Source organism: Streptomyces sp. NPDC001339, from assembly GCF_042895955.1.
Lineage (GTDB): Bacteria > Actinomycetota > Actinomycetes > Streptomycetales > Streptomycetaceae > Streptomyces.
The window spans coordinates 1052071-1075137 of sequence record NZ_JBIAWT010000001.1 but is presented as its reverse complement, the minus strand read 5'-3'; the positions used below and the strand labels follow the sequence as shown (position 1 = coordinate 1075137).

Here is a 23067-nt window from a genome sequence, read left to right as displayed (position 1 = left end):
CACCATGGCTATCTTCCTCACCAAGGAAAGCAAGGTCATCGTCCAGGGCATGACCGGTGCCACTGGCATGAAGCACACCAAGCTGATGCTCGGTGACGGCACCAACATCGTCGGTGGCGTCAACCCGCGCAAGGCCGGTACCGAGGTCGACTTCGACGGCACGTCCGTCCCGGTCTTCGGCTCCGTCAAGGAAGCGATGGAGAAGACGGGCGCCGACGTCTCCGTCCTCTTCGTGCCGCCGGCCTTCGCCAAGGCCGCCGTCGTCGAGGCCATCGACGCCGAGATCCCGCTCGCGGTCGTGATCACCGAGGGTATCGCCGTCCACGACTCCGCCGCCTTCTGGGCGTACGCGAAGTCCAAGGGCAACAAGACCCGCATCATCGGTCCGAACTGCCCGGGTCTCATCACCCCCGGTCAGTCCAACGCCGGCATCATCCCGGGCGACATCACGAAGCCGGGCCGCATCGGCCTGGTCTCCAAGTCCGGCACGCTCACGTACCAGATGATGTACGAGCTCCGCGACATCGGCTTCTCCTCCGCCGTCGGCATCGGTGGCGACCCGATCATCGGCACCACGCACATCGACGCCCTCGCCGCGTTCGAGGCGGACCCCGACACCGAGCTGATCGTGATGATCGGCGAGATCGGCGGCGACGCCGAGGAGCGCGCGGCCGACTTCATCAAGGCCAACGTCACCAAGCCGGTCGTCGGCTACGTCGCGGGCTTCACCGCGCCCGAGGGCAAGACCATGGGCCACGCCGGCGCCATCGTCTCCGGCTCCTCCGGCACCGCCCAGGCGAAGAAGGAGGCCCTGGAGGCCGCCGGCGTCAAGGTCGGCAAGACCCCGTCGGAGACGGCGGTCCTGGCCCGCCAGATCCTGAACGGCTGAAGCAGCTGAGCAGCTGAGCGGCTGAAGCAGCTGAGCGGCTGAGCGGTTGGAGCGGCTGAGCGGCTGGCGCAGCTGAACGGCTGGAGCAGCTGAACCAGCTGAACGGCTGAGGTCCTTCGGGAATACCACGTGGACCTGCCTCGTTATGGCCCCGCAGGGGGTGCTCGCGTCCCTTAGGGGATCTGTTCGAGTGCCCCTTAGGGGATACGGCCCCGGGCCCGTACTCACCACGGTGGGTCCGGGCCCGGGGCCGTATTCCGGTACGGACGTGGCCCACACGCGTGGCCGGCTCATCGCAGATCGGGGCTGAGCCGGGCCTGCTGCCCGAGGCTGTCCGGCGCGACCGGTACTGCCACACGGGGCTCTGGCGGGACTGCCACACGCTGCTCTGCCGGGACCGTCAGGCGTCGCTCTGCCGGGACCGTCAGGCGTCGCTCAGTTGGGACCGTCACGCGCGTTCCTTCCCACAGCCGCGCACCGCGGTCCGGCGTAACCGCCACCGCGACCAGAGTGACCAGGGCGAACACTCCCGTCAGCCCGAGCGCCGCCAGCGTGGTCCTGCGGGCGCTGCGCTCGCCGGAGGCCCGAACCCCCGGTCCGCACGGTGGCTCCACCCCCTCCGCCAGCAGCAACTCGTCCACCCGGGTCATCAGCTCCCCGAGCCGCCCCCGCACGATCTCGCCCTGCCGCTGCTGCCGCTCCTGCGGCTGCCCGTCGAGGCCCGGTTCCGGCACTGACAGCCGTACCGCGATCCGCTCCCGGGCATACGCCAGCCGCCCCGCCGTCGCCGCCACACTCGCCTCGACCTCGGCCGCCGTCGCACGAAGCCCGAGGCCGACCCCGTCATGCAGCAACAACGCCCGCCGGTACGGGGCGGGCAGGGCCAGTACGGCCTCCAGCAGCACCCGGCCCGCGGGCCCCAGCGGCCGGCCGGCGGGCCCTGCGGATTCCGACCCCGGCAGGCGTGCCGGGCTCCGGGCGGTCCGCAGTCCGGGGCAGAGCCGGTGCCAGGGCGTCAGCGCGTACTCGTACGCCGCCGCCCGCACCCACCCGGCTGGATCCGGGTCGACCGCGACCTCGGGCCACCGCTGCCACGCCAGCCGGAACCCCCGCTCCACCGCCCGCCGCGCGAGCCGAGGCCGCCCGGTGAGCAGATACACCTGCCGGATCAGCGCGGCCGCGTTCCGGACGCAGAGCTCGTCGAAGGCGACCGCGGCCGGGGCCTCCTCCCGTCGGCTCACGGGCACCTCCTGGCACTGGGGCAAGACATGACCAGCAGCATGACCAGCAGTTTGAGCATGACCAGCAGTTTGAAAATCCGTCCCGACGGAATCACCTCGACACACCCGCCATCCACGACACGTCGACCATCTGCCCAGTACGGGGACAAAACAGGTGTTATTGGCAGCATGGCCACGTGAGCCAGTTGATCGACCGCGGCGCCACCTTCTCCTCGTACGGCCGGACCGCCGCCCGGCGCTCCTCCGCGATCGGTGCGGCCTTCCTCGGCGGTGTGACAGCCGCCGGCCTCGGCCTCGGCGCGCTGACGGTCGCCGTGCTGCTGCTCTGGGTCGCCTCCCCCTACCCCGACAGCGGCCCCTCCCGCGCCCTGCACCTCGCCGCCGATCTCTGGCTCCTGGCGCACGGCGGCGACCTCGTCCGCACCACGTCCCCTTCCGGCCTCCCGGTCCCGGTCGCGGTGACCCCGCTGCTGCTCTCCGTACTCCCCGTCTGGTTGCTGTACCGGGCCGCCCGCCACACCCTGGCGACCGCGATCGCCGACCCCGACGCCCCCGGGCCGCGCCCGTCGGCGCCGCGCCACAGCGCCGATATGCCCCCGCCGCGTACCCTGCTCGGCGCACTCCTCGGCGGCTACCTGCTGGTCGTGGCCGGCGCGCTGCTCTACGCTTCCACCGGGCAGCTGGCCGCCGACCCGCTCAGCATCGCGCTCTACGTACCGACCACCACGGTCGCCATCCTCACCGCCACCACCTGGCACATCCTCGGCCCCGCCGCCACCTGGCATCTCCTCCGGTCCACCGGCACCAGCCACATCCTGGGCCCGGCCGCGGCCACCCTGCTGCCCTCCTGGATCCGGAACTCCCGCACCCGAGCGGCCGCGTACCTCCACCGCACCCGCTCCCACCTCCGCCCACCCGCCCCCCTCCGCGGCTTCCTCCGCCTCCTCCCCCCTCTCCGCCCCCTCCTGCGCTCCCTCCCTCGATCCCTCCTCCGTCTCCTGCTCCGCAGCCTGCTGGGCGGCCGCCTCGTTGCCGCCCAACGCGCCGCCGGTACCGCCCTGCTCACCCTGCTCACCTGCGGCGCCCTGCTCACCGTCCTCGCACTCGTCCTGCACGGCGGCCGGGTGCACCAGGACCTCCTCCAGCTCGCGCCGGATTGGCCGAGCCGCGCCACGATCCTCCTGCTCTGCCTCCTGCTGCTCCCGAACGCGGCCGTCTGGGGCGCCTCATACGGCCTCGGCCCGGGCTTCACCCTCGGCGCGGGCAGCACCATCGGCCCGCTCGGCGCCTCGACGTACCCGGCGATGCCGCATCTGCCACTGCTCGGCGGCGTACCGGACCCGGGCCCGGGAACCCCGTTCACCTGGGCGGTGGCCGCGGTACCGGTGCTCGCTGGGCTACTCCTCGCCCGCCAACTCGGCCGCACCGCAGCGACACCAGGCCCCACGACAAGCCTGACGACAACTCCTACACCAGGCCCTACGACAGATCCGGCCCACCCCTGGACACCGTGGACCACGGCCTGCACGGCCGTCCTCGCCACCGGCATCTGCGGCGCGCTCATGGCAACCCTCGGCGCACTCTCCGGCGGCGCACTGGGCACGGACGCCCTCGCCGCCTTCGGCCCGAGCTGGTGGCGCACCGGCCTCGCGGCAGCCGCCTGGACGGCCCTCACCGGCATCCCCACCACCCTCGCCTTCCGCGCCTGGCACCTGCGGGCGCGCCGCAAGGCCGGTGACATCACGACGGGAGGGCACGCGACTCGCGACGCCACGGCAACGGGGTGTGGGGCCGGTGACGCTACGGCAACGGGGTGCAGCGACGCCACGGCAACAGGACCCGGGGTCGGCGACCAACAGCCCGACGAAGCGACGACGTGAGCGGAAGCCAGGCCCTGCCCCGCTCGGCAGGGCGCCTTCCCTACGGCCGCCTCTGATTGAGGTATCGGCGACTCTCGACCGCCCAATACCCCCACCACCCACCCTCACCACCCACCTGCCTCGTGGCTGGAATGCATCGTCACCAGGGCGGCTGTCAGTGCCGTATGTCATCGTCACCACCTGGGAGCCGAACGCATTGTCAGAGGCTCGCCATGGGGACGAGGAAAGAGCCAAGGGGGAGGCATGGCCGGCGACGGCTTCGACATAGACACCGACCAACTCAAGTCCGCCGCACCAACATTCCACCGGGAATCCGTCGCCCTGGAACGAGCGACGGCCAAGCTCCGGCACACCCTCGACGGGCTGGGCGAGCCGTGGGGAGGCGACGAACAGGGCAAGAAGTTCGAGCACGCCTACGCCCCACACCGCGCGAACATAGAGAAGGCCGCCGCAGCCCTGACCAAGGGCCTGTCCAGCATCACCAAAGCCATGAACGACATGGCCGCCAACCACGAGGAAGCCGACCGCTCGGCCAAGTCCGGCTTCAAAGGCGGCGGTTCCTGATGGGCGCGGCCGACAAGGCCAAGGAGATCGTCCAGGACCTCACCGGCATGTGGTTTCCGGAAGGCGACGAAGACGAATTACGCGAAGCCGCCCGCGCCTGGCGCACCTACGCCGACGACGTCGAGGACTGCATCGCGGCCTGCCACAAGAAGGCCCAGGACGTCATCGACACCAACAAAGGCAAGTCGATCGAGTCCTTCGGGGCGTTCTGGCGGCGCTACCACGGCGGCGGCAAGGGCTACCTCGACGATGTAGCCACCGCCGCCCGCGACATGGCCAAAGCCCTGGACAAATATGCCGACCAAGTCGCCGAGGCCAAGAAGAAGATCGAACACGAACTGGAGATCGCCGGCGCAGTCCTCGTCGCCGGTACGGCCCTGGCGCTCTTCACCGGCGGCATCAGCGAAGTCGCCGCAGTCGGCGCCACCGAAGCCATCATCGCCGCAGCAAGCACAGCAGGCATCGCCGTCTCCGCCACCATCGCCGAAATCGCCGGAACAGTCCTCGCCACCGCCGCCATCGGCGGCATCGAAGCCATCACCGTTGACGTGGTCGTCGCTCAGGGCGGCCGCAACCTCCTCGGCGACCAGAAGGGCATCAACCTCCAGGAGGTCAAGGATGCCGGTGTCAGCGGTCTGGTACTGGGCGGCGCCTTGGGCGGCGCGGGCCGCACGGCAAAGGCCGTAGGCGACGCCGGCGGCATCAAGAACATCGTCTCCCACCTCGACGGTCTGAACCTCAAGGCATTCAAGGGCCTCAACTCAAAGTCCTTCGAGGGCTTTCAACTCAACATCGGTGGACCCCGCTTGGCCGTGGCAGGCGACGGCCCCACCGGCATCGGCCCGTACGTGTCGATGACCAGTAAGGGACCGGCAGGGCGTCCGTTGCTGCGCAATGCGGAGAACGGTCGAGGGGGCGGACGCGCACCGCAGAAAGCCATCCCGCCGTACTGCAAGCCGCTGGACAGCACGGGGCGGGCCACCGGTGTTGAAACGAGGATCACGCAAGACATGCTCGATACCGGTACCAAGGCTTCCAGGAGGGTGAAGCCACCCGGTTGGGAAGGAGAAGCGGCAGAGCACACTCGCGGTCACCTTCTTGCCCGGTCACTGGGAGGCGATGGCCACTCCGAGGCGAACATCGTCATCATGTATAAAACGGCTAACAACGAGGTGATGGAAAAGCTTGAGGAGCAAATATATGAAACAGTAAAGAATCGTGGAAGCGTGGAATACTCCGCCGCTCCTGTCTATGCCAATCCTGGTGACGTTATAGCTTCAGGTGTTCACGTCAGGGCGATAGGCTCTGGCCTGCACATCGACCAAACCATTATCAACAAGTAGGTGTTTCATGGAAGATCTCGAACTCCTGGGGTTGTTTCCGGAGGGTGGCGAAGCTGGGAAGGTTCTAAACGACTGGGATGATGCAGAGCGGACCCTTAATGTCACATTTCCAGATGCGTTCAAGCGGTTTCTCGATGCGTTCGGTGGAGCGAAGTTCGACGACTTCCTGCGGGTGTATCGAGCAGGTGCCGAGAACCAGCACGTTGACCTAGTGGCCAACACGCTCAAGGCCCGGCACACGATGGAGGTCACAAGGCCGTGGATCCAGAGCCTGTTGGCCGAGCGCGGGATAGAGCCATCGCAGCTGGTCTCGTGGGGCGGCACTGATAACGCCGATATGTGCTTTCTGATTCCGCATGAGGATCCGGACCAGTGGACCGTCCTCACTGTGATTGGTCGAGGCGACGAATACGACCTGTACGAAGGTCCCGTGGAGAGCTACCTCCTGCGCGTCCTCCGGGGTGACTTGGTGAGTGAGGTCTTCCCGGAGGACTTCCCTGACGAGGAACCCAGTTTTGAGCGTAACCCGTGGATCTAGCGGGCGTAGCGAAGTCCCTACGACCGGCTACGTGGCCGGTCGTAGGCTATCCCAAATATGGAGTTGGGCGGTTTTCCAGGAAGTGCTGAATCCGTAGCAGCTGTGTACGCTTCCATCAGCGTTCGTCAGCTATCGGGCAGCGGGCATGTTGCCGTCGCGCCAGTCGTTCACGCGCATCCGAATGCTGGGAACCATGGGGAGTGCGTCCACCTCTCCGGGCTCGAACCAGCGGACATCGGTCGACTCCTCGGACACCGCCAGTCGTCCGGAGCGTCCTCGTAGTCGCGCCTACCTATGAACTCACCCCTCTGGTACTGGGGTGGCCCGCTCCCAGAGCTCATCGCAGTGCGCCACGAACCGTGAGAAGACCCCCTGGTCGCTGCGGCGTCGCAGGCGCATCAGCGGTGAGTCGTGTCCGACAGCCGTCGCCAGGTGTGGGGTTACCAGCGCTTCGTCGTCGAAACGGAAGACGGAAAGCGAGACGTGATTCATGGCGTCGGTCGGTGCCGAGAAGCGGGCTTCGAGGCCGTCGACCCGGCCCAGCCGTGCAACCTGCTCGAGCGTTGTGTTGATCCTCGTGGAGACCGTCAGACGGACGTCCTCGATCTGCTCGCGTTGACGTGTCACGTCCCCGTCGGGGTCACCGAGCAGGAAGCGGACGCGGCAGCCGCCCTCGGCTTTGCGGCGCAAGGTCTCGGGGAAGGCCGGGATCTGCGTCCAGAGGAAGTAGGACGTGTAGCCGCCGAAGAACAGCTCATCGCTCGCGTCCGAGATCAGGTCGGCCCAGATGCCGGACGGGCAGGCCGACCGGAACGCATAACTCTCCACAACCTCCTGGCCGCCACCGCCCCTGAGCCGCTCCTTGACGGCTTTCGGCCACAACATCTCTGCCTCAACTCCCAATGCATTGGAGGCGTCTTCCCGATTCCTCGCGTGCGGGATCAGTTCTTCGTCCGCGATCCACCGTTCCACGGTCTTGCCGGAAACTCCCACACGGAACGCAAGCATCCTGGGCGAAAGACCGGCCGTCTTCATAGCTGATCGTAAGGCCGTGTTCAAGGTTCCCCCTAGGGACATCTGGGCGTTCTTCGACGGTAGCCCCAGAAGGCCGGAAGGTCCCTAGAAACGGTCTCCTACGACCCTCACGGGCGGTCAGTCTGGCCCTGACAGAGACCCCGCGGCTGCGATGGGAGCGGCCCGGGGCATGGTCAACGCTGTAGAGGAGCGTCAACATGCCGACCTGTACCGCCCGTCTAGTCGAAGCGATGTTGCGTGGGTTACTGCGAGCGGCGCGCCGCCATCGGTGGGCCAGCGCGCTGCCCGCCGCGCGGTGCGAGGACGCGCCGACGCTCGTGCTTTCCCGTATGCACGTGCGGCATGCGGGCCCGCTGCGTGGGGAGGACTCGGCGCTGATCCGCCCGTACGTCCTCAGTCCCGAGGAGCAGCGAGAACGGCGGGCGCAGCGTGAGCGGCGACGGGTGCTGTGGCTCGCGTCGCGTGGGATCGACGCAGGGCCGCGCTGGATTCATGGTGTGGAGGTGGTGGGCTGATGGCCCGCAGATGCCGCCCCGTCCACCTGAGGGAACCGGTATCGGATCCCGTGCCGGTTGCCGGGTGCGATGTGTGCGCGGCCTTGGCGCAGCAGCGAGCGACAGCCTACGCCGTCGGAGACAGGTCGAAGGCGTCCGACTGCAACGTGGAGATCCGCCACCATCCCCACAAGGCGGCGCGGTCATGAGCTCGGGTGTGTGGGCGCGGCTGCGTGGTGCGGTCGGGGAGGAGTGGGACCGGCATGTGAGGTTCCGGGACCTGCACCGGCTTCTCGACGAGTACCGGCACGCGCGTGTGGCGTGGGTGGATGAGCTGACGGAGGCGGATCTGGTGGCGATGCGGTGTGGCCTTGTCGAGCGACTCCAGGAGGAGTGCGTAAGGGAGTTGGGAGATGTGTCGTGAGGGCGCGTTACTGGTTTCTGGAGTGGACGCTGCCGGCCGATCCGAGGGTAGGCCTCAGGTACGTGGGCAAGTGCCTGCTCTGCGCGGAGTTTTGCGTCGACACCGTGTCCGCCGACGAGGCTCAGGTGTGGTGCCTCAAGCGCGCGGGCGCCACCGGCCATACCCGTTATGGGCTGTCGGCGTTCCAGTACTTCACTGCCGCCCTCACCGATCCGGCGGCGGGCGGTGCCCCGTAGGGCAGGTAGGGCAGGTAGGGCACGTAGGGCATGTGGGGCGACTGTGCTGTTCGCAGCCATCGTCGAGTGGCTGGGGGCCAGTTCGGGACACGCCCTAGACGAGCCACTTCCCGTCGCGCATCAGGGTCCGTCCGGTCATTTCGGGAACTGTTCCCCATGCCTGGAGCACCTGCGGGGTGACCTGGAAAAAGACGTACGAGGGGTGGTCCTTGCGAGGGTCCCAGCCGTCCTTGGCGGCGAAGGCGTCGCCCACCTCGGCCGGCAGCTCCTCGCGGGTCAGCGTGCGCACGGTGCCGTGGACCAGGACCACGTCCCGGGTATGGCCGAAGCTGAGCCGGACCCGGCCCGAGGCGCACAGGTTGCGTCCGGTCGGGTTGGTGTCGCGGGTGGACAGCCACACCGTCTCACCGTCCCACCAGAAGGTCAGCGGAACGAGGCACGGCTCACCAGTGGCATCGGCTGTGGCGACCCATACGTCGTTGTCCCGCGCGAGCCGTTCAAGCGCCTCGCGCTTGCGCTGCTCCGGGCTGCGGGGTCCGCTGAGGCGAGAGTCAACTGTCGTCATACGGGGAGGCTATGGCGTGAGCAGCTTGGTCACATCCGGCGGCGGAAGTAGGTCGCAAGGCGGAGGGCTGCCGTCCTCGTGCCGGGCGTACTCGGACAGCCCGACAATGCAGCATCGGGCGCGGGCGTGCCAGGCGCGGAACTCTCGACGTCCTCTCTAGGGCACCAGGACGACCTTTCCCCGATTGGTCCGGTTCTCGATCGCCGCATGCGCTTGTGCCGCGTCCGCGAGGGCGAACTCCGCGTGGACCGTGGGCCGCAGGACCCCCTCGCCGAACCGCCGCCACAGCTCCTCGACCCACCCTGCGTACCGCTGTGGCTGGGTCCTGGCCACGATCGCCACCTGGAACCCGATGGCCGACTTGCCGCCCACGAGGAGGTCGTACGCCTCGATGGTGCCGCCGCCAGAGCTGTACGCGACCAATCGTCCACCAGGCGCAAGTGCTTTGACAGCGGGCGTGAGCAGTGCGCCGCCGACCGCGTCGAGCACGATGTCCACCGGCTCGCCCCAGCTCTCTTCCTCGTACGTCACCACGGCATCGGCGCCGAGGGAGCGTACGAAGTCCGCCTTGGCAGGGTCACTCACGGCGGCGACGACGCGCGAGGCGCCTCTCAACTTCGCCAGCTGTAGGGCGAGGTGGCCCACCCCGCTCGCTGCTGCGGTGACGAGAACCGACTCGCCCTTCTCGGGGCGCGCGGCCTCCAGGGCGCCGAGGGCCACCACGCCGCTGCGGACCAGCACGATGGCGTCCTTGGCGGTGGCGCCCGTCGGGATCGGTGAGGCCATCGCGGTATGCAGCAGCGTGTAGTCCGCGTACCCGTGGCCGAAGCAGAGGCCGGTGACCCGGTCGCCCGGCGCGTACCTGCTCACGCCTTCGCCGACGCGCACCACTTCGCCGGCCAGTTCGCCACCGAGCGGGACGGGCTGTGTGCCCTCGCGTACTTTGCGTACGACGGGGAGCGTGACGCCGATCGCCTCGGTCCTGATGAGCAGTTCACCGGCTCCGGGCTCCGGGACGGGGACCTCCTCCTGGAACAGCATTTCGGGTCCGCCGCTGTGTTCATACCGAATGCGTCGCATGCGCAATCGCCTCCCGATGCCCTTGTCTCGATGCCCTTGGAGTTCATTGGGGATCCCAACGATAAGGGAGAGATCGTGGGGAAGTCCAACGTTTTCCCGTACGCTGCTGTGCATGGCAGAGAACCCCACGGCGCCCAGCCGAATCCGTGCCCTCCCGAGCTGGCTCCTCGGCCGTGCGGCGGCCCGTGGGCGCGGCCTGGTCGCAGAGGCGCTCGCGCGACACGACATGAAGATGTGGCACCACGTGGTCCTTGCGGCCGTCGCGGATCTCGGTCCGATTGCCCAGGCCGAACTGGGCAGGACGGTGTCGCTCGACCCGAAGGACATGGTCGGTGTCCTCAACGATCTTCAGGCGGCGGGTCTTGTCGTCCGCACTCCCGATCCGGCCGACCGCCGCAAGAACGCGGTGTGTCTTACCGCCGAGGGCGAGCGGCGCCTGGAGGAGTGCACGGAGGCGGGGGAGTGGGCCAACGACGAACTCCTGGCCCCGCTGTCGGCGGCCGAGCGGGAGGAGTTCCTGGAGATGCTGCGGAGGATCAGCGGGGTGCGGTGAGCCGGCGGAGGCGTGGGGTCGTTGCCGTTGAGGGCCGCGTCCCGGCGCGGGTCGCGGCCCTCGGGGTTATGGGCTTATGACGGCCAGCCGCCGTAGGGGACGGTGAGGAGTTCCATGGCGTGGCCTGCCGGGTCCATGAAGTACACGCCGCGGCCGCCGTCGTTGTGGTTGATCGTGTTGGGCTGCTGCCCGTGCGGGTCGGCGTAGTGTTCGATGCCGCGCTGGGTGATGCGTGCGTACGCCGCGTCGAACTCCTCGTCGGAGACCAGGAAGGCGTAGTGCTGCGGGGTGATCCGGTCCGCGGGGATCGTCGCGAAGTCCAGCGTGACGCCGTTGCTCAGGCCGACCGCGATGAACGGGCCCCACTCGGCGGTGATGTGAAGGTCCAGCAGGTTCGTGAAGAACTCGGCGGACTCCCGGTTGTCCCGGGCATGGATGATCGTGTGATTCAGCTCAACTGACAAGGAATGCCTCCAAGGGCATCTCCCAGCACCTCCATGCCTCACCCAGCCGGTGACCGACACGCGGTGCCGCCGCCGATGGTAGACGTTGTCCGGTCTGTGTTCCAGCTGGTCCGTGCTCTTCTGGTCCGTGCTCTTCTGGTCCGTGCTCCTCTAGTCCGTGCTCTTCTCCGGCCGTCGAGTGGTGGGCTGTTCGCGGCCCCAGGCGGCCAGCGGCTGGAGTGCGTCGTTGAGGCGGGTGCCGTTCTCGGTCAGTGAGTACTCGACGCGGGGCGGTACCTCGTCGTAGGAGGCGCGGTGCACGACGCCGTCTGCTTCCAGCTCGCGGAGGTGGGAGGCGAGCACCTTCTCGGTGATCCCCGGGAGCAGCCGGCGCAGCTCGCCGAAGCGGCGGTACGGGTGCTCGTGCAGCGCCCAGAGGATCAGCACCTTCCACTTGCCGCCGATCACCTCCATCGCGGCGTCGATCCCGCAGACGTGTCCGTCTGGTGCCCCTGGCCGGTTCAGCGTTGTCATGCCCCACCCTTCTGAGCTTCTGACCTGCTTGCTCACCCTGGGGTAAGCGCCCACTTCAAAGTACGTACTTGATCATCTTTGGGCCTGTGACCAGGCTAATCGGCATGGCACAGAACACTGTTGAGAAGGTTGTCGAGAAGGTCGAGAAGGTCGAGAAGGTTGAGGAGATCGGCGTCACGCTGTTGGGGCTTGGTGCGATGGGCGCCGCGTTGGGGCGTGCCTGGCTCGCCGCCGGTCGGCCGCTGACCGTCTGGAACCGTACGCCGGCCCGCGCCGAGGCGCTTGCCGCCGAGGGGGCGCGGGTTGCGGACAGCGCTGCGGAGGCGGTTGCGGTGAGCAGGCTGGTCGTCGTTTGTCTGTTGGATGATGCCTCGGTGGGTGAGGCGCTGGCCGGAGTTGAGCTGGCCGGCCGGGACCTGGTCAACCTGACCACCAGCACCCCTGCGCAGGCTCGCGCCCGCGCCGAGTGGGCCCGCGAGCGCGGTGCTCGCTATCTGGATGGCGGGATCATGGCGGTCCCGCCGATGATCGGTGTGCCGGAGGCCGGTGGCTACGTCTTCTACAGCGGCTCGCGGGAACTGTTCGAGCGGCATCGGGAGACGTTGGGCGTCCCGGCCGGCACCACCTACGTCGGCACGGACGCGGGCTTCGCGGCCTTGCACGATGTAGCCCTGCTCAGCGCCATGTACGGGATGTTCGCCGGGGCCGCGCACGCCTTCGCCCTGATCCGCAGGGAGGACATCGACCCCGTGTCGTTCGCCCCGCTGCTCGCCGACTGGCTCGTCGCGATGGCCCCGGCGGTGCACCAGACCGCCGACCAGCTGCGGAGCGGCGACTACACCAAGGGCGTGGTCTCGAATCTCGCCATGCAGGTGGCCGGTACGCCGACTTTTCTGAGGACCGCTGAGCAGCAGGGCGTCAGCCCGGAGCTGCTCAGCCCGTACTTCGAGCTGATGCGCCGCCGCTTGGCCGAGGGGAGCGGGGAGGAGGATCTGACGGGCGTGATCGACCTGCTGGTGGCCTGAGTGACCCGAGTGACCCGAGTGACCTGAGTGGCCTGCGTGAGCTGAGTGAGCTGACTGGCCGGGGCGTCCCCGGGGTGGGTTACCTCTCCGTGGCCGTGCTCAGCAGGGGGCGGAGTTGCTTGGGGAGGAGGTTTTCGCAGGACTTGCTGGCTGAGCGGGTCAGGGCGTCGTTCACGCAGGTGAAGTAGTCGCGGTAGGCGATCTGAACGGTGAAGGTCGCGGCCACCAGCATCAGGGCCAGGGAGGCGGTCACCAGGCCGGCGATCGCGGCGGTGGCCTGGGGGCGGGCGGGGCTCTGCGGGGTGCCGGGCGGGAGGCCGGGGGTGGGGGTGGTGTCGGTGAGGGGCGGGCGGCCCTCCATGGCGGCGGTGGTCGCCGCCGCCGCGGCGGCGGACTTCGTGGCGTCCGGTTTGCCGCGGAGGGAGCTGATGCCCCAGTAGATCGCCAGCGCGCCGAGGAGCAGGGAGACCTCGGGGAGGCCGAAGAGGAGGACGAAGAAGAACGCCCACATACCGGCCAGCAGCGCGTAGCGGGCTCGGCGCTGGAGCGGATCGGTGGGGTCCCAGCGCAGGTTGCCGGGGCCGCCGGGTCCGCTCTGCTGGCCGTTGCGGCCGCCCGGGCGGGTGCCGAATCCGCCGCCGCTCTGCCGGCCCGGCTGGCGGGGGCTCCACTGGCTGCCCCAGGCCGCCGGTGCCGACCTGCCGTCCTGTGCCGGGTGCTCGCTGTCGCTGTCACCGTTGCCGTTGCCGTTGCCGTCCCGGCCCTGGCCGTGGGCGTGCGAGGCCGGGTAGCGCGGGCGCCATTCCTGGTCGGGGGCGTCGGCCGGCGGCGGCGCGAAGGGGTTGTCCGGGGTGTCCTTGTCCGGGGTGTCCTGGTCGGAGCCCGGAGCGGATGAGGAGGACGGCCCCGAAGCAGATGAGGACGGCCCCGAAGCGGACGAGGGCGATCCTGCGGGAGGGGAGGATGGTCCCGTGGGAGCGGAGGACGGCCCCGAGGAAGAGGACGGAGACTTGCGATCCCGCAGCAGCACCGCCCCCGGGGAGGTGGCGGGCAGCGGGAGCAGGAGGGCCGCGCGGCGGCGTCGGTCCGTCATCTGGAGTGCGTCTTCCCCTTGTCTCGTCCGTGCGCGTGACCTCGTGGCCGGCGCACGGGTTCCCACGAACTGCACTGCTGCACTGCACGCGCACTGCCGCATGCAGTCTTATGCCCGACGCTACCTCCCGTCCTCGCCCCCGTCCCGTGGGGGCCGCTCGGTGTGCCGGTATCGTTGCTGGCGGTCGGCGCCTTCGTAGGGTCCCCCGGTTTTGCGGTACCCGCGGCTTTGTACGACCACACAAATGACCATGACTATGCAGGCGATCAGCGACCAGCGATCAACGACCAGCGATCAACGACCACGAAGAATCCGCGGATCCGCGCGAGATCGGAAAGAGCCCCATCGTGGCCTCGTCATCAGCCCCCCTCCCGCCCGACCCCTCCGCCCCGTCCGACCAGTCCGGCAAGGCCGACCCCTCCGCCCCGTCCGGCAAGGCCGACGTGTCCGCCCCGTCCGCCCGCTCTGACCGCCCCGGAAGTTCCGGCCGCCCCGGTCGCTCAGGCCGTTCCGGCCGCCCGGCCCGGATCGTCGTCCTCGTCTCCGGTTCCGGCACGAATCTGCAGGCGCTGCTGGACGCCATCGCCGAGCAGGGCTCGGAGGCGTACGGCGTCGAGATCGTGGCCGTCGGCGCCGACCGTACGGGCATCGCGGGGCTGCAGCGCGCCGAGTCCGCGCGGATCCCGACGTTCACCTGCCGGATCAAGGACTACGACGGTCGCGCCGACTGGGACGCGGCGCTCACCGAGGCGACCGCCGCGTACGAGCCCGACCTGGTGGTCTCGGCCGGTTTCATGAAGATCCTGGGCAAGGAGTTCCTGGCCCGCTTCGGCGGCCGGATCGTCAACACCCACCCGGCGCTGCTGCCGAGCTTTCCCGGTGCCCATGGCGTGCGCGATGCGCTCGCGTACGGCGCGAAGGTCACCGGATGCACCGTCCACTTCGTCGACGACGGGGTCGACACCGGCCCGATCATCGCCCAGCGAGTGATCGAGGTCCGGGACGAGGACGACGAGAGCGCGCTGCACGAGCGCATCAAGGAAGTCGAGCGAAGGCTGCTCGTCGAGGTCGTGGGGCGGCTCGCCCGCAACGGCTATCGCATTGAGGGACGAAAGGTAGTTATCCAGTGACCGCCACCGCCGAGAGCACCAAGCGGCCCATTCGCCGGGCGCTCGTCAGCGTCTACGACAAGACCGGGCTGGAAGACCTCGCGCGCGGGCTGCACGAGGCCGGTGTCGAGCTCGTCTCCACCGGGTCCACGGCGGGCCGTATCGCCGCCGCCGGTGTCCCCGTCACCAAGGTCGAGGAGCTCACCGGCTTCCCCGAGTGCCTGGACGGCCGGGTCAAGACCCTCCACCCGCGCGTGCACGCCGGCATCCTCGCCGACCTGCGCCTCGACTCGCACCGTGAGCAACTGGCCGAGCTGGGCGTCGAGCCCTTCGACCTGGTCGTCGTGAACCTCTACCCGTTCCGCGAGACCGTCGCCTCCGGTGCCACCCCCGACGAGTGTGTCGAGCAGATCGACATCGGCGGCCCGTCCATGGTCCGTGCCGCCGCCAAGAACCACCCGTCCGTGGCCATCGTCACCAGCCCCGAGCGGTACGCCGACATCCTCGCCGCGGTCAAGGCCGGCGGCTTCGACCTGGCCACGCGTAAGCGGCTGGCCGCCGAGGCGTTCCAGCACACCGCGTCGTACGACGTGGCGGTGGCCTCTTGGTTCCTGGACGGGTACGTCGACACCGCATCTGAATCTGACAGCGGCTCTGCCGCGGGGGCCCTCCCCGAGTTCCTGGGCACCACGTACACCCGCAAGAACGTGCTGCGCTACGGCGAGAACCCGCACCAGGGCGCCGCGCTGTACGTCACCGGTGAGGGCGGCCTCGCCGAGGCCGAGCAGCTGCACGGCAAGGAGATGTCGTACAACAACTACACGGACACCGACGCCGCGCGCCGGGCCGCGTACGACCACGACGAGCCCTGCGTCGCCATCATCAAGCACGCCAACCCGTGCGGTATCGCGATCGGCGCCGATGTCGCCGAGGCCCACCGCAGGGCGCACGCCTGCGACCCGCTGTCCGCGTTCGGCGGCGTCATCGCCGTCAACCGCCCGGTGTCGGTGGCGATGGCCGAACAGGTCGCCGAGATCTTCACCGAGGTCATCGTCGCCCCCGGCTACGAGGACGGCGCGGTCGAGGTCCTGGCCAAGAAGAAGAACATCCGCGTGCTGAGGGCCGAGGGAGCACCGGCCAACCCCGTCGAGGCCAAGCCCATCGACGGCGGCGCGCTGCTTCAGGTCACCGACCGCCTCCAGGCCGACGGCGACGACCCGGCGAACTGGACACTGGCCAGCGGCGAGGCCCTGTCCGAGACCGAGCTCGCCGAGCTGGCCTTCGCCTGGAAGGCGTGCCGTGCGGTGAAGTCCAACGCGATTCTGCTCGCCAAGGGAGGTGCCTCGGTCGGCGTCGGCATGGGCCAGGTCAACCGCGTCGACTCCTGCCGGCTGGCCGTCGAGCGGGCGGGGGAGGAGCGGGCGCGTGGCGCCTACGCCGCGTCGGACGCGTTCTTCCCGTTCCCCGACGGCCCGGAGATCCTGATCGCCGCCGGCGTCAAGGCCATTGTCCAGCCGGGCGGTTCGATCCGTGACGAGCAGGTCGTGGAGGCCGCGAAGAAGGCCGGCGTGACGATGTACTTCACGGGTACCCGGCACTTCTTCCACTGATCTTCCACTGATCTTCAACTGACAGCGGAGAGGCCCGCGCCGGGAAGTGTCCGGTGCGGGCCTCGGTGGTGTGCGGTGGGCGCGTGGCGTCGGCAAGCGTGACGTCAGTAACGCGGGCGGCTGAACCAGGCGTTGCCGTCATCCTTGGCGACGAGGACCAGCACCAGGACGCCCAGGGCCGTGTGGACCAGGCCGAACGGGAAGCTGAACAGGCTCACCATGGTGGTGGCCACGCCGAAGACGATGGTGCCGACGCGGACGCCGCCGCCACCGTTGCCGAACTGCGCGGCCAGGGTGATCGCGGCCGCGGTGAAGATCACGATGAGCACGATCACCACGATCAGCAGGCCCTTGCCGACGTTGAACGCCGTCATGGCGTCCTGGCCGGCGTACGACGAGGCGTTGTGCGAGGCCTTGCTGACGCTGCCCAGCCCCGCCACGGCGAGGATCAGTCCGATCAGGTTCAGGCCGGCGAGCACGAACAGCATCACCCGGGCGGCCTTGACCCCGCCGGGCATCACCATCGGGTACGGCGGCTTCGGGTACTGCGCCTGCTGCATCCCGGGTGTCCCGGGCATTCCGGGTATCCCGGGCATGCCCGGTGCGCCGGGAGCACCGGACATCCCGGGGCCGCCCGGATAAGAGCCGTAGGGGCCAGGTGCGGGCGGGGGAGCGGGCGCGGGCGCCGGTGGCGGCTGCTGCTGGGGGTAGCCGTAGCCGGGCTGCTGACCCGGCGGCGGACCGTAAGGGTTCTGGTTGGGGTAGCTCACGAGCGGTGTCCTTCAAGCGACTTGAACGGAGCCACGAAGGCCCCGATCGCGTGGTTGCGAGGGGGCCTTCGAGGAGAGGTGCGCAGCGGGCCGGGACGACGCCCCGGACCGGCTCACTTGGTCTTGACGACCACCGTGCCGACGATCTTGTCCGCGAACGTCTGGGACTTCTCGTCCCACAGCGGCCACAGGTAACCGAGGTCACACGGCAGCCCGTCCAGGAAGTGGCACAGCTTGCGCACGAAGGCCATACCGAAGCCGATGGGCTGACCGGTCGTCTCCTTGACCAGCATGATGCCCAGCGCCTTCTTGCCCGGCGACTGGCCCGTCTTGCCTTCCTTGGCGACGACGAAGAGCCCCGCGACGGTGCCGATGAGGGCGGCCAGCAGGAAGAGGATGACGGCACCGGCCGAGAGGCCGGCGCTGCTGCTCGTCGAGGCCTGGTTGATGGTGTCGCTGATGCACTGGTAGTCGCCGGGCGGGCAGTGCGAGGTGTCCGGGCTCTTGTACGACGGCGCTGAGCCGGCCGCCACGGCGATGCCGATGACGTACAGAATGGCCGGGATCACACCGATGATGAGCCCGTCGATCAGGTACGCGCCGACCCGGGCGCCCCAGCTCGCGTAACCGGTCGGCATCCCCGGCATCATCCCCGGCATGCCCGGCTGCCCGTACGGGGCCGCCGGCTGCTGCTGCGGGTACCCGTACCCGGGCTGTCCCTGCGGCGCGCCGGGGGGCTGCTGCCCGTACGGTGCCTGCTGCCCGTACGGTGCTGCCGGCTGCTGCGGGTAGCCGTAGCCGGGCTGCCCCTGCGGCGCGGCCGGGGGCTGCTGGCCGTACGGGGCCTGCGGCGGCTGCTGGCCGTAGGGGTTGTTCGGGTCACCGAAACTCATCTGCGGTTTTCCTCCGTTGGGTCAGTGGGGGACGACGCGGCATGACTCGGAGGAAAAACAGATTTCACTGGCCACCCCCCGACGAAGCCTGCGGCACTGTACGGCAATCCTTCTAGTTGCACGTTGAGTCTGTCCAGTCAAGGGCCGCTGCTGTTGTCCAAGTGCAATGATCGATTTCGGCCAGGGGCGCCGCCAGAAGGGCAGCCAAAGGGCTGCCAAAGGGCTGTCGGAGAGGCCGCCGGAGGGGCCGCTAGAGGGGTCGGGCGTGCCCTGTCGGCGGGGCCGGGCGTGCCCTGATTGGAACGTGGCCGCCCTCATCCGGGAGGATGGAGTCATGACTGCCCAGATCCTGGATGGCAAGGCCACCGCAGCCGCTATCAAGTCAGAGCTCGCCGTGCGCGTCGAGGCGCTCAAGGCAAAGGGCGTACAGCCCGGCCTCGGCACCCTCCTGGTCGGCGACGACCCGGGCAGCCGCTGGTACGTCAACGGCAAGCACCGCGATTGCGCCCAGGTCGGTATCGCCTCGATCCAGCGCGAGCTGCCGGCGACCGCCACCCAGGAGGAGATCGAGGCGGTCGTACGGGAGCTGAACGAGGACCCGGCCTGCACCGGCTACATCGTCCAACTCCCGCTCCCCAAGGGCATTGACACCAACCGCGTCCTGGAGCTGATGGACCCGGCCAAGGACGCCGACGGGCTGCACCCGATGAGCCTGGGCCGGCTGGTGCTGGGCATCGAGGGCCCGCTGCCGTGCACTCCGTACGGCATCGTCCAGCTGCTGCGGCGGCACGACGTCGAGATCAACGGCGCGCATGTGGTGGTCGTCGGGCGCGGTGTCACCATCGGCCGGCCGATGCCGCTGCTGCTGACCCGCAGGTCGGAGAACGCCACGGTGACCCAGTGCCACACCGGCACCCGGGACCTCTCCGCGCACCTCCGGCAGGCCGACATCATCGTCGCCGCGGCCGGTGTGCCGCACATCATCAAGCCGGAGGACGTCAAGCCCGGCGCGGCCGTCCTGGACGTCGGCGTCAGCCGCGACGAGGCCGGGAAGATCGTCGGCGATGTGCACCCGGGCGTCGCCGAGGTTGCGGGCTGGGTGGCCCCCAACCCGGGCGGTGTCGGTCCGATGACCCGCGCCCAGCTGCTGGTCAACGTCGTCGAGGCGGCCGAGCGCGCGGCCGGCTGAGACCTGAGACCTGAGACCTGAGACCTCAGACCGGAAGGACTGCCAGTCATGGCTGCCGAAGCGCATTCGGACGGCGCCTCCGAGCCACAGCGCTCCCCGGAACGCTCGTCGCAGCGTTCCCCCGGACGTTCCTCGCAGGGCTCCCCGGAACGATCCTCGCAGCGCTCGCCGGGACGTTCCTCGCAGGGCTCGCCAGAACGCTCCCCGGAACGTCCCTCGCGTCCCTCGCGCCGCTTTCCGACGCTGACCCGCGATACCGCCCGGCCGGAGGGCGGCGGACGGGCCGCCTCGGGTGACTACCCGGCGCCCGCCCGGCAGTGGCCGCTGCTCGTCGTGACGGGCGGGGTCGCGCTGGGGCTGCTGCTCGTCGCGCTGGACGCGTTCCGGATCGGCGCGATCATCATTGGGCTGTCGCTGCTGGCCGGTGCGGGGCTGCGGTGGGCGGTGCCGTCGGTGGGCATGCTGGCTGTGCGCTCCCGCTTCACGGACATGGTGACCTACGGGCTGCTCGGCTTCGTGACCGTGATGCTGGCGCTGATGGTGCAGCCCAAGCCGTGGCTGCGCCTCCCGTTCCTCGACGACATCGTGCACTTCGTCCTGCGCTGACCACCCGCACACGGCTCTGTACGCCGCTGTACGCCGCCTGCCCGCACGGAGATGTGTGCGGGCAGGCGGCGGAACCATTCCGTCACCCGGGGCGTTCGGCTGGAACCGGGCCACACCATGGAGACGTACCGGGCCACACCATGGAGACATGGAGACACGATGAGCATGTCCAAGGCGGACCCGTCCAAGGCGGACCTGTCCAAGGCGGACCTGTCCAAGGCGGACCCGCAGTCGCCTGCGCCGCAGGATGCCGAGACGCCGCACGACGCCGACAGCCACGATCTGATCCGTGTGCACGGCGCGCGCGTGAACAACCTCAAGGACGTCAGCGTCGCGATCCCGAAGCGTCGGCTGACGGTCTTCACCGGCGTCTCCGGCTCGGGCAAGAGCTCGCTGGTGTTCGACACGATCGCCGCGGAGTCGCAGCGGCTGATCAACGAGACCTACAGCGCCTTCGTACAGGGCTTCATGCCGACGCTGGCACGGCCCGAGGTCGACGTACTCGACGGGCTGACCACCGCGATCATCGTCGACCAGCAGCGGATGGGAGCCGACCCCCGCTCCACGGTCGGCACCGTCACCGACGCCAACGCGATGCTGCGCATCCTCTTCAGCCGGCTCGGGAAGCCGCACATCGGCCCGCCCGGCGCGTACTCCTTCAACGTCGCCTCGGTCAGTGCGAGCGGCGGGCTCACGGTCGACCGCGGTGCCGAGAAGACCAGGACCGAGAAGGTGACCTTCAGCCGCACCGGCGGCATGTGTACGCGCTGCGAAGGCCGGGGCGCGGTCACGGACATCGATCTCACCCAGCTCTTCGACGACGCCAAGTCGCTGAACGAGGACCCCTTCACCATCCCCACCTACACCGGTGACGGCTGGGTCGTGCGGGTGATCAGGGAGTCGGGCTTCTTCGACCCGGACAAGCCGATCCGCAGGTACACGAAGAAGGAGCGGCACGACTTCCTGTACCGCGAGCCGACCAAGGTGAAGATCAACGGCGTCAACCTCACCTACGAGGGCCTGATCCCGAAGCTCCAGAAGTCGATGCTCTCCAAGGACCCCGAGGCGATGCAGCCGCACATCCGGGCCTTCGTGGAGCGGGCGGTCGCCTTCACCGTCTGTCCCGAGTGCGACGGCACCCGGCTCAGCGAGGCGGCCCGCTCATCGAAGATCAAGAAGATCAGCATCGCGGACGCCTGCGCGATGGAGATCAGGGACCTGGCCGAGTGGGTCCGCGGCCTCACCGACCCCTCGGTGGCGCCGCTGCTCACCGCGCTGCGGCACAGCCTCGACTCGTTCGTGGAGATCGGGCTCGGCTATCTCTCCCTCGACCGCGCCTCGGGCACGCTGTCGGGCGGCGAGGCGCAGCGCGTGAAGATGATCCGCCACCTCGGCTCCTCGCTCACCGACGTCACCTACGTCTTCGACGAGCCCACCATCGGTCTGCACCCGCACGACATCCAGCGGATGAACGACCTGCTGCTGCGCCTGCGGGACAAGGGCAACACGGTCCTCGTCGTCGAGCACAAGCCGGAGGCGATCGCGATCGCCGACCACGTCGTGGACCTCGGCCCCGGCGCCGGTACGGCGGGCGGCACCGTCTGCTTCGAGGGCACGGTCGAGGGGCTGCGGGCCAGCGGCACGATCACCGGCCGCCACCTCGACGACCGCGCGTCCCTCAAGGGCGCGGTGCGCAAGCCCAGCGGCAAGCTGGCGATCCGCGGCGCGTCCGCGAACAACCTGCGCGGCGTCGATGTCGACATCCCGCTCGGCGTCCTCACCGTCGTCACGGGCGTGGCCGGCTCCGGAAAGAGCTCGCTGGTGCACGGCTCGCTGTGCCGACAGCCGGGGGCGGCCGACGAAGGGGTCGTATCGGTGGACCAGGCGCCGATCCGCGGCTCCAGGCGCAGCAACCCGGCGACGTACACCGGACTGCTCGACCCGATCCGCAAGGCGTTCGCCAAGGCCAACGGCGTCAAACCGGCGCTGTTCAGCGCCAACTCCGAGGGCGCCTGCCCCGCTTGCAACGGCGCCGGCGTCGTCTACACCGACCTGGCGATGATGGCGGGTGTCGCCACCACCTGTGACGACTGCGAGGGCAAGCGGTTCCAGCCGGCGGTGCTGGAGTACCGCCTCGGCGGCCGCGACATCAGCGAGGTGCTCGCGATGCCGGTGACCGAGGCCGCGGAGTTCTTCGGCTCCGGCGAGGCGCGTACTCCGGCTGCGCACCGCATCCTGGGCCGGCTCGTGGACGTCGGGCTCGGCTACCTCACCCTCGGCCAGCCGCTCACCACGCTGTCCGGCGGCGAGCGGCAGCGGCTCAAGCTGGCGACCCGCTTGGGAGACAAGGGCGCCGACCGTGGTGTCTACGTACTCGACGAGCCGACCACCGGCCTGCACCTCGCCGACGTGGAGCAACTGCTCGGCCTGCTGGACCGGTTGGTCGAATCCGGCAAGTCGGTCATCGTCATCGAGCACCATCAGGCGGTCATGGCGCACGCCGACTGGATCATCGACCTCGGCCCCGGTGCCGGGCACGACGGCGGCCGGATCGTCTTCGAGGGCACACCTGCTGACCTCGTCGCCGCCCGTTCCACTCTCACTGGTGAGCATCTGGCGGATTACGTCGGTGCGTGAGGGCGGGACGTCGTGGTGGCGTGACGCGACATGGCGTGATGGCGACATGCCGTGACGGCGACATGGTGTGACGGCAACATGGCGTGATGGCGGCCCGTCCTTTCCCCCGATGACTTGTCAGAGGACGAGCCGCCGTCCGCTCCCCCGTTTGTGGCGGAGGCGGCGCGGGGTGGACCGCGCCGCCCGGTGGCGCCGCAACGACTGTGCCCCACCGGGGAACCGGCCCGCCACCGTGCCCGCACCAGTAGGGACTCCGTGGGACGTCCCAGGCGCTGACCTGCGAGGGCTCCGGCGTTCCGGACGTCGTCCTGGGACG

Annotated in this window: 24 protein-coding genes; 15 read left to right on the top strand and 9 right to left on the bottom strand. The window is 69.4% G+C overall.

The genetic code is table 11. The features are described 5' to 3' along the window. Positions 1 to 4: 4 nt before the first annotated feature. Positions 5 to 889, top strand: a complete 885-nt coding sequence (gene sucD / locus ACFY12_RS04650; RefSeq protein WP_390714220.1) for a succinate--CoA ligase subunit alpha — start codon at positions 5 to 7, stop codon at positions 887 to 889. A gap of 290 nt (positions 890 to 1179) precedes the next feature. Here sucD and ACFY12_RS04645 read toward each other — a convergent pair whose 3' ends face one another. Further along, positions 1180 to 2130, bottom strand: coding sequence for a hypothetical protein (locus tag ACFY12_RS04645; RefSeq protein WP_390714219.1), 951 nt, complete (start codon positions 2128 to 2130; stop codon positions 1180 to 1182). A gap of 176 nt (positions 2131 to 2306) precedes the next feature. Here ACFY12_RS04645 and ACFY12_RS04640 point away from each other — a divergent pair, with 176 nt between their 5' ends. The 4 genes from ACFY12_RS04640 (at position 2307) to ACFY12_RS04625 (ending at position 6455) form a co-directional block, all read left to right on the top strand. After that, positions 2307 to 4010: a DUF6350 family protein gene (locus ACFY12_RS04640; protein ID WP_390714218.1), complete on the top strand. Its 1704-nt coding sequence runs from the start codon at positions 2307 to 2309 to the stop codon at positions 4008 to 4010. A 243-nt stretch (positions 4011 to 4253) separates the two neighbouring features. Continuing rightward, on the top strand, positions 4254 to 4574 hold the full coding sequence (locus ACFY12_RS04635) for a WXG100 family type VII secretion target (RefSeq protein ID WP_390714217.1): 321 nt from the start codon (positions 4254 to 4256) through the stop codon (positions 4572 to 4574). Next, on the top strand, positions 4574 to 5917 hold the full coding sequence (locus ACFY12_RS04630; protein WP_390714216.1) for a DNA/RNA non-specific endonuclease: 1344 nt from the start codon (positions 4574 to 4576) through the stop codon (positions 5915 to 5917). Before ACFY12_RS04635 ends, ACFY12_RS04630 begins: the two co-directional genes overlap by 1 nt. A gap of 7 nt (positions 5918 to 5924) precedes the next feature. After that, positions 5925 to 6455, top strand: coding sequence for a hypothetical protein (locus ACFY12_RS04625; protein WP_390714215.1), 531 nt, complete (start codon positions 5925 to 5927; stop codon positions 6453 to 6455). Positions 6456 to 6755: 300 nt separating this feature from the next. On the opposite strand, the gene ACFY12_RS04620 is transcribed toward ACFY12_RS04625, so the two are convergent. Next, positions 6756 to 7490, bottom strand: a complete 735-nt coding sequence (locus tag ACFY12_RS04620; RefSeq protein WP_390714214.1) for an XRE family transcriptional regulator — start codon at positions 7488 to 7490, stop codon at positions 6756 to 6758. A gap of 197 nt (positions 7491 to 7687) precedes the next feature. Between ACFY12_RS04620 and ACFY12_RS04615 the strand changes: the two genes are divergently transcribed. From ACFY12_RS04615 to ACFY12_RS04605, 3 genes are all read left to right on the top strand, one after another. Next, positions 7688 to 8005 (top strand): hypothetical protein, encoded by a 318-nt coding sequence (locus ACFY12_RS04615; RefSeq protein ID WP_390714213.1) that lies wholly within the window; start codon positions 7688 to 7690, stop codon positions 8003 to 8005. 184 nt (positions 8006 to 8189) lie between these two features. Beyond that, complete coding sequence (locus ACFY12_RS04610) at positions 8190 to 8408, top strand: hypothetical protein (RefSeq protein WP_390714212.1); 219 nt, start codon at positions 8190 to 8192, stop codon at positions 8406 to 8408. After that, positions 8405 to 8644 carry a hypothetical protein gene (locus tag ACFY12_RS04605; protein ID WP_390714211.1) on the top strand — a complete coding sequence of 80 codons (240 nt, stop codon included), beginning with the start codon at positions 8405 to 8407 and terminating at the stop codon, positions 8642 to 8644. Before ACFY12_RS04610 ends, ACFY12_RS04605 begins: the two co-directional genes overlap by 4 nt. Before the next feature lie 94 nt (positions 8645 to 8738). Here ACFY12_RS04605 and ACFY12_RS04600 read toward each other — a convergent pair whose 3' ends face one another. After that, positions 8739 to 9209, bottom strand: coding sequence for a pyridoxamine 5'-phosphate oxidase family protein (locus tag ACFY12_RS04600; protein ID WP_390714210.1), 471 nt, complete (start codon positions 9207 to 9209; stop codon positions 8739 to 8741). 156 nt (positions 9210 to 9365) lie between these two features. Continuing rightward, positions 9366 to 10289, bottom strand: a complete 924-nt coding sequence (locus ACFY12_RS04595; RefSeq protein WP_390714209.1) for a zinc-binding alcohol dehydrogenase family protein — start codon at positions 10287 to 10289, stop codon at positions 9366 to 9368. A gap of 112 nt (positions 10290 to 10401) precedes the next feature. On the opposite strand from ACFY12_RS04595, the gene ACFY12_RS04590 reads away from it, so the two are divergent. After that, positions 10402 to 10842 carry a MarR family winged helix-turn-helix transcriptional regulator gene (locus tag ACFY12_RS04590; RefSeq protein WP_390714208.1) on the top strand — a complete coding sequence of 147 codons (441 nt, stop codon included), beginning with the start codon at positions 10402 to 10404 and terminating at the stop codon, positions 10840 to 10842. A 74-nt stretch (positions 10843 to 10916) separates the two neighbouring features. Here the strand turns inward: ACFY12_RS04590 and ACFY12_RS04585 are convergent, their stop codons facing one another. Continuing rightward, the gene (locus tag ACFY12_RS04585; RefSeq protein WP_390714207.1) at positions 10917 to 11306 is read right to left on the bottom strand and encodes a VOC family protein; all 390 of its coding nucleotides are present in this window, start codon (positions 11304 to 11306) and stop codon (positions 10917 to 10919) included. 150 nt (positions 11307 to 11456) lie between these two features. Further along, entirely contained in the window at positions 11457 to 11819 is a 363-nt protein-coding gene (locus ACFY12_RS04580) for a winged helix-turn-helix transcriptional regulator (RefSeq protein ID WP_390714206.1), read from the bottom strand. 104 nt (positions 11820 to 11923) lie between these two features. Here ACFY12_RS04580 and ACFY12_RS04575 point away from each other — a divergent pair, with 104 nt between their 5' ends. Then, entirely contained in the window at positions 11924 to 12844 is a 921-nt protein-coding gene (locus tag ACFY12_RS04575; protein ID WP_390714205.1) for an NAD(P)-dependent oxidoreductase, read from the top strand. Positions 12845 to 12923: 79 nt separating this feature from the next. Here ACFY12_RS04575 and ACFY12_RS04570 read toward each other — a convergent pair whose 3' ends face one another. Next, complete coding sequence (locus tag ACFY12_RS04570; RefSeq protein ID WP_390714204.1) at positions 12924 to 13937, bottom strand: hypothetical protein; 1014 nt, start codon at positions 13935 to 13937, stop codon at positions 12924 to 12926. A 527-nt stretch (positions 13938 to 14464) separates the two neighbouring features. Between ACFY12_RS04570 and purN the strand changes: the two genes are divergently transcribed. Further along, positions 14465 to 15067 (top strand): phosphoribosylglycinamide formyltransferase, encoded by a 603-nt coding sequence (purN, locus tag ACFY12_RS04565; RefSeq protein ID WP_390714379.1) that lies wholly within the window; start codon positions 14465 to 14467, stop codon positions 15065 to 15067. Further along, the gene (purH, locus tag ACFY12_RS04560; RefSeq protein ID WP_390714203.1) at positions 15064 to 16656 is read left to right on the top strand and encodes a bifunctional phosphoribosylaminoimidazolecarboxamide formyltransferase/IMP cyclohydrolase; all 1593 of its coding nucleotides are present in this window, start codon (positions 15064 to 15066) and stop codon (positions 16654 to 16656) included. The genes purN and purH overlap by 4 nt, the downstream gene beginning before the upstream one ends. A 104-nt stretch (positions 16657 to 16760) precedes the next feature. On the opposite strand, the gene ACFY12_RS04555 is transcribed toward purH, so the two are convergent. Next, a complete protein-coding gene (locus tag ACFY12_RS04555) occupies positions 16761 to 17426 on the bottom strand; it encodes a hypothetical protein (protein ID WP_390714202.1) in 666 nt (221 codons plus the stop codon). Between the two features lie 113 nt (positions 17427 to 17539). Continuing rightward, complete coding sequence (locus ACFY12_RS04550) at positions 17540 to 18319, bottom strand: RDD family protein (protein ID WP_390714201.1); 780 nt, start codon at positions 18317 to 18319, stop codon at positions 17540 to 17542. A 334-nt stretch (positions 18320 to 18653) separates the two neighbouring features. On the opposite strand from ACFY12_RS04550, the gene ACFY12_RS04545 reads away from it, so the two are divergent. From ACFY12_RS04545 to ACFY12_RS04535, 3 genes are all read left to right on the top strand, one after another. Then, positions 18654 to 19508: a bifunctional methylenetetrahydrofolate dehydrogenase/methenyltetrahydrofolate cyclohydrolase gene (locus ACFY12_RS04545; protein ID WP_390714200.1), complete on the top strand. Its 855-nt coding sequence runs from the start codon at positions 18654 to 18656 to the stop codon at positions 19506 to 19508. Between the two features lie 48 nt (positions 19509 to 19556). Beyond that, positions 19557 to 20114 (top strand): DUF3017 domain-containing protein, encoded by a 558-nt coding sequence (locus ACFY12_RS04540; protein WP_390714199.1) that lies wholly within the window; start codon positions 19557 to 19559, stop codon positions 20112 to 20114. A gap of 159 nt (positions 20115 to 20273) precedes the next feature. Beyond that, on the top strand, positions 20274 to 22751 hold the full coding sequence (locus ACFY12_RS04535) for an ATP-binding cassette domain-containing protein (RefSeq protein WP_390714198.1): 2478 nt from the start codon (positions 20274 to 20276) through the stop codon (positions 22749 to 22751). The last annotated feature ends 316 nt before the right edge of the window (positions 22752 to 23067 follow it).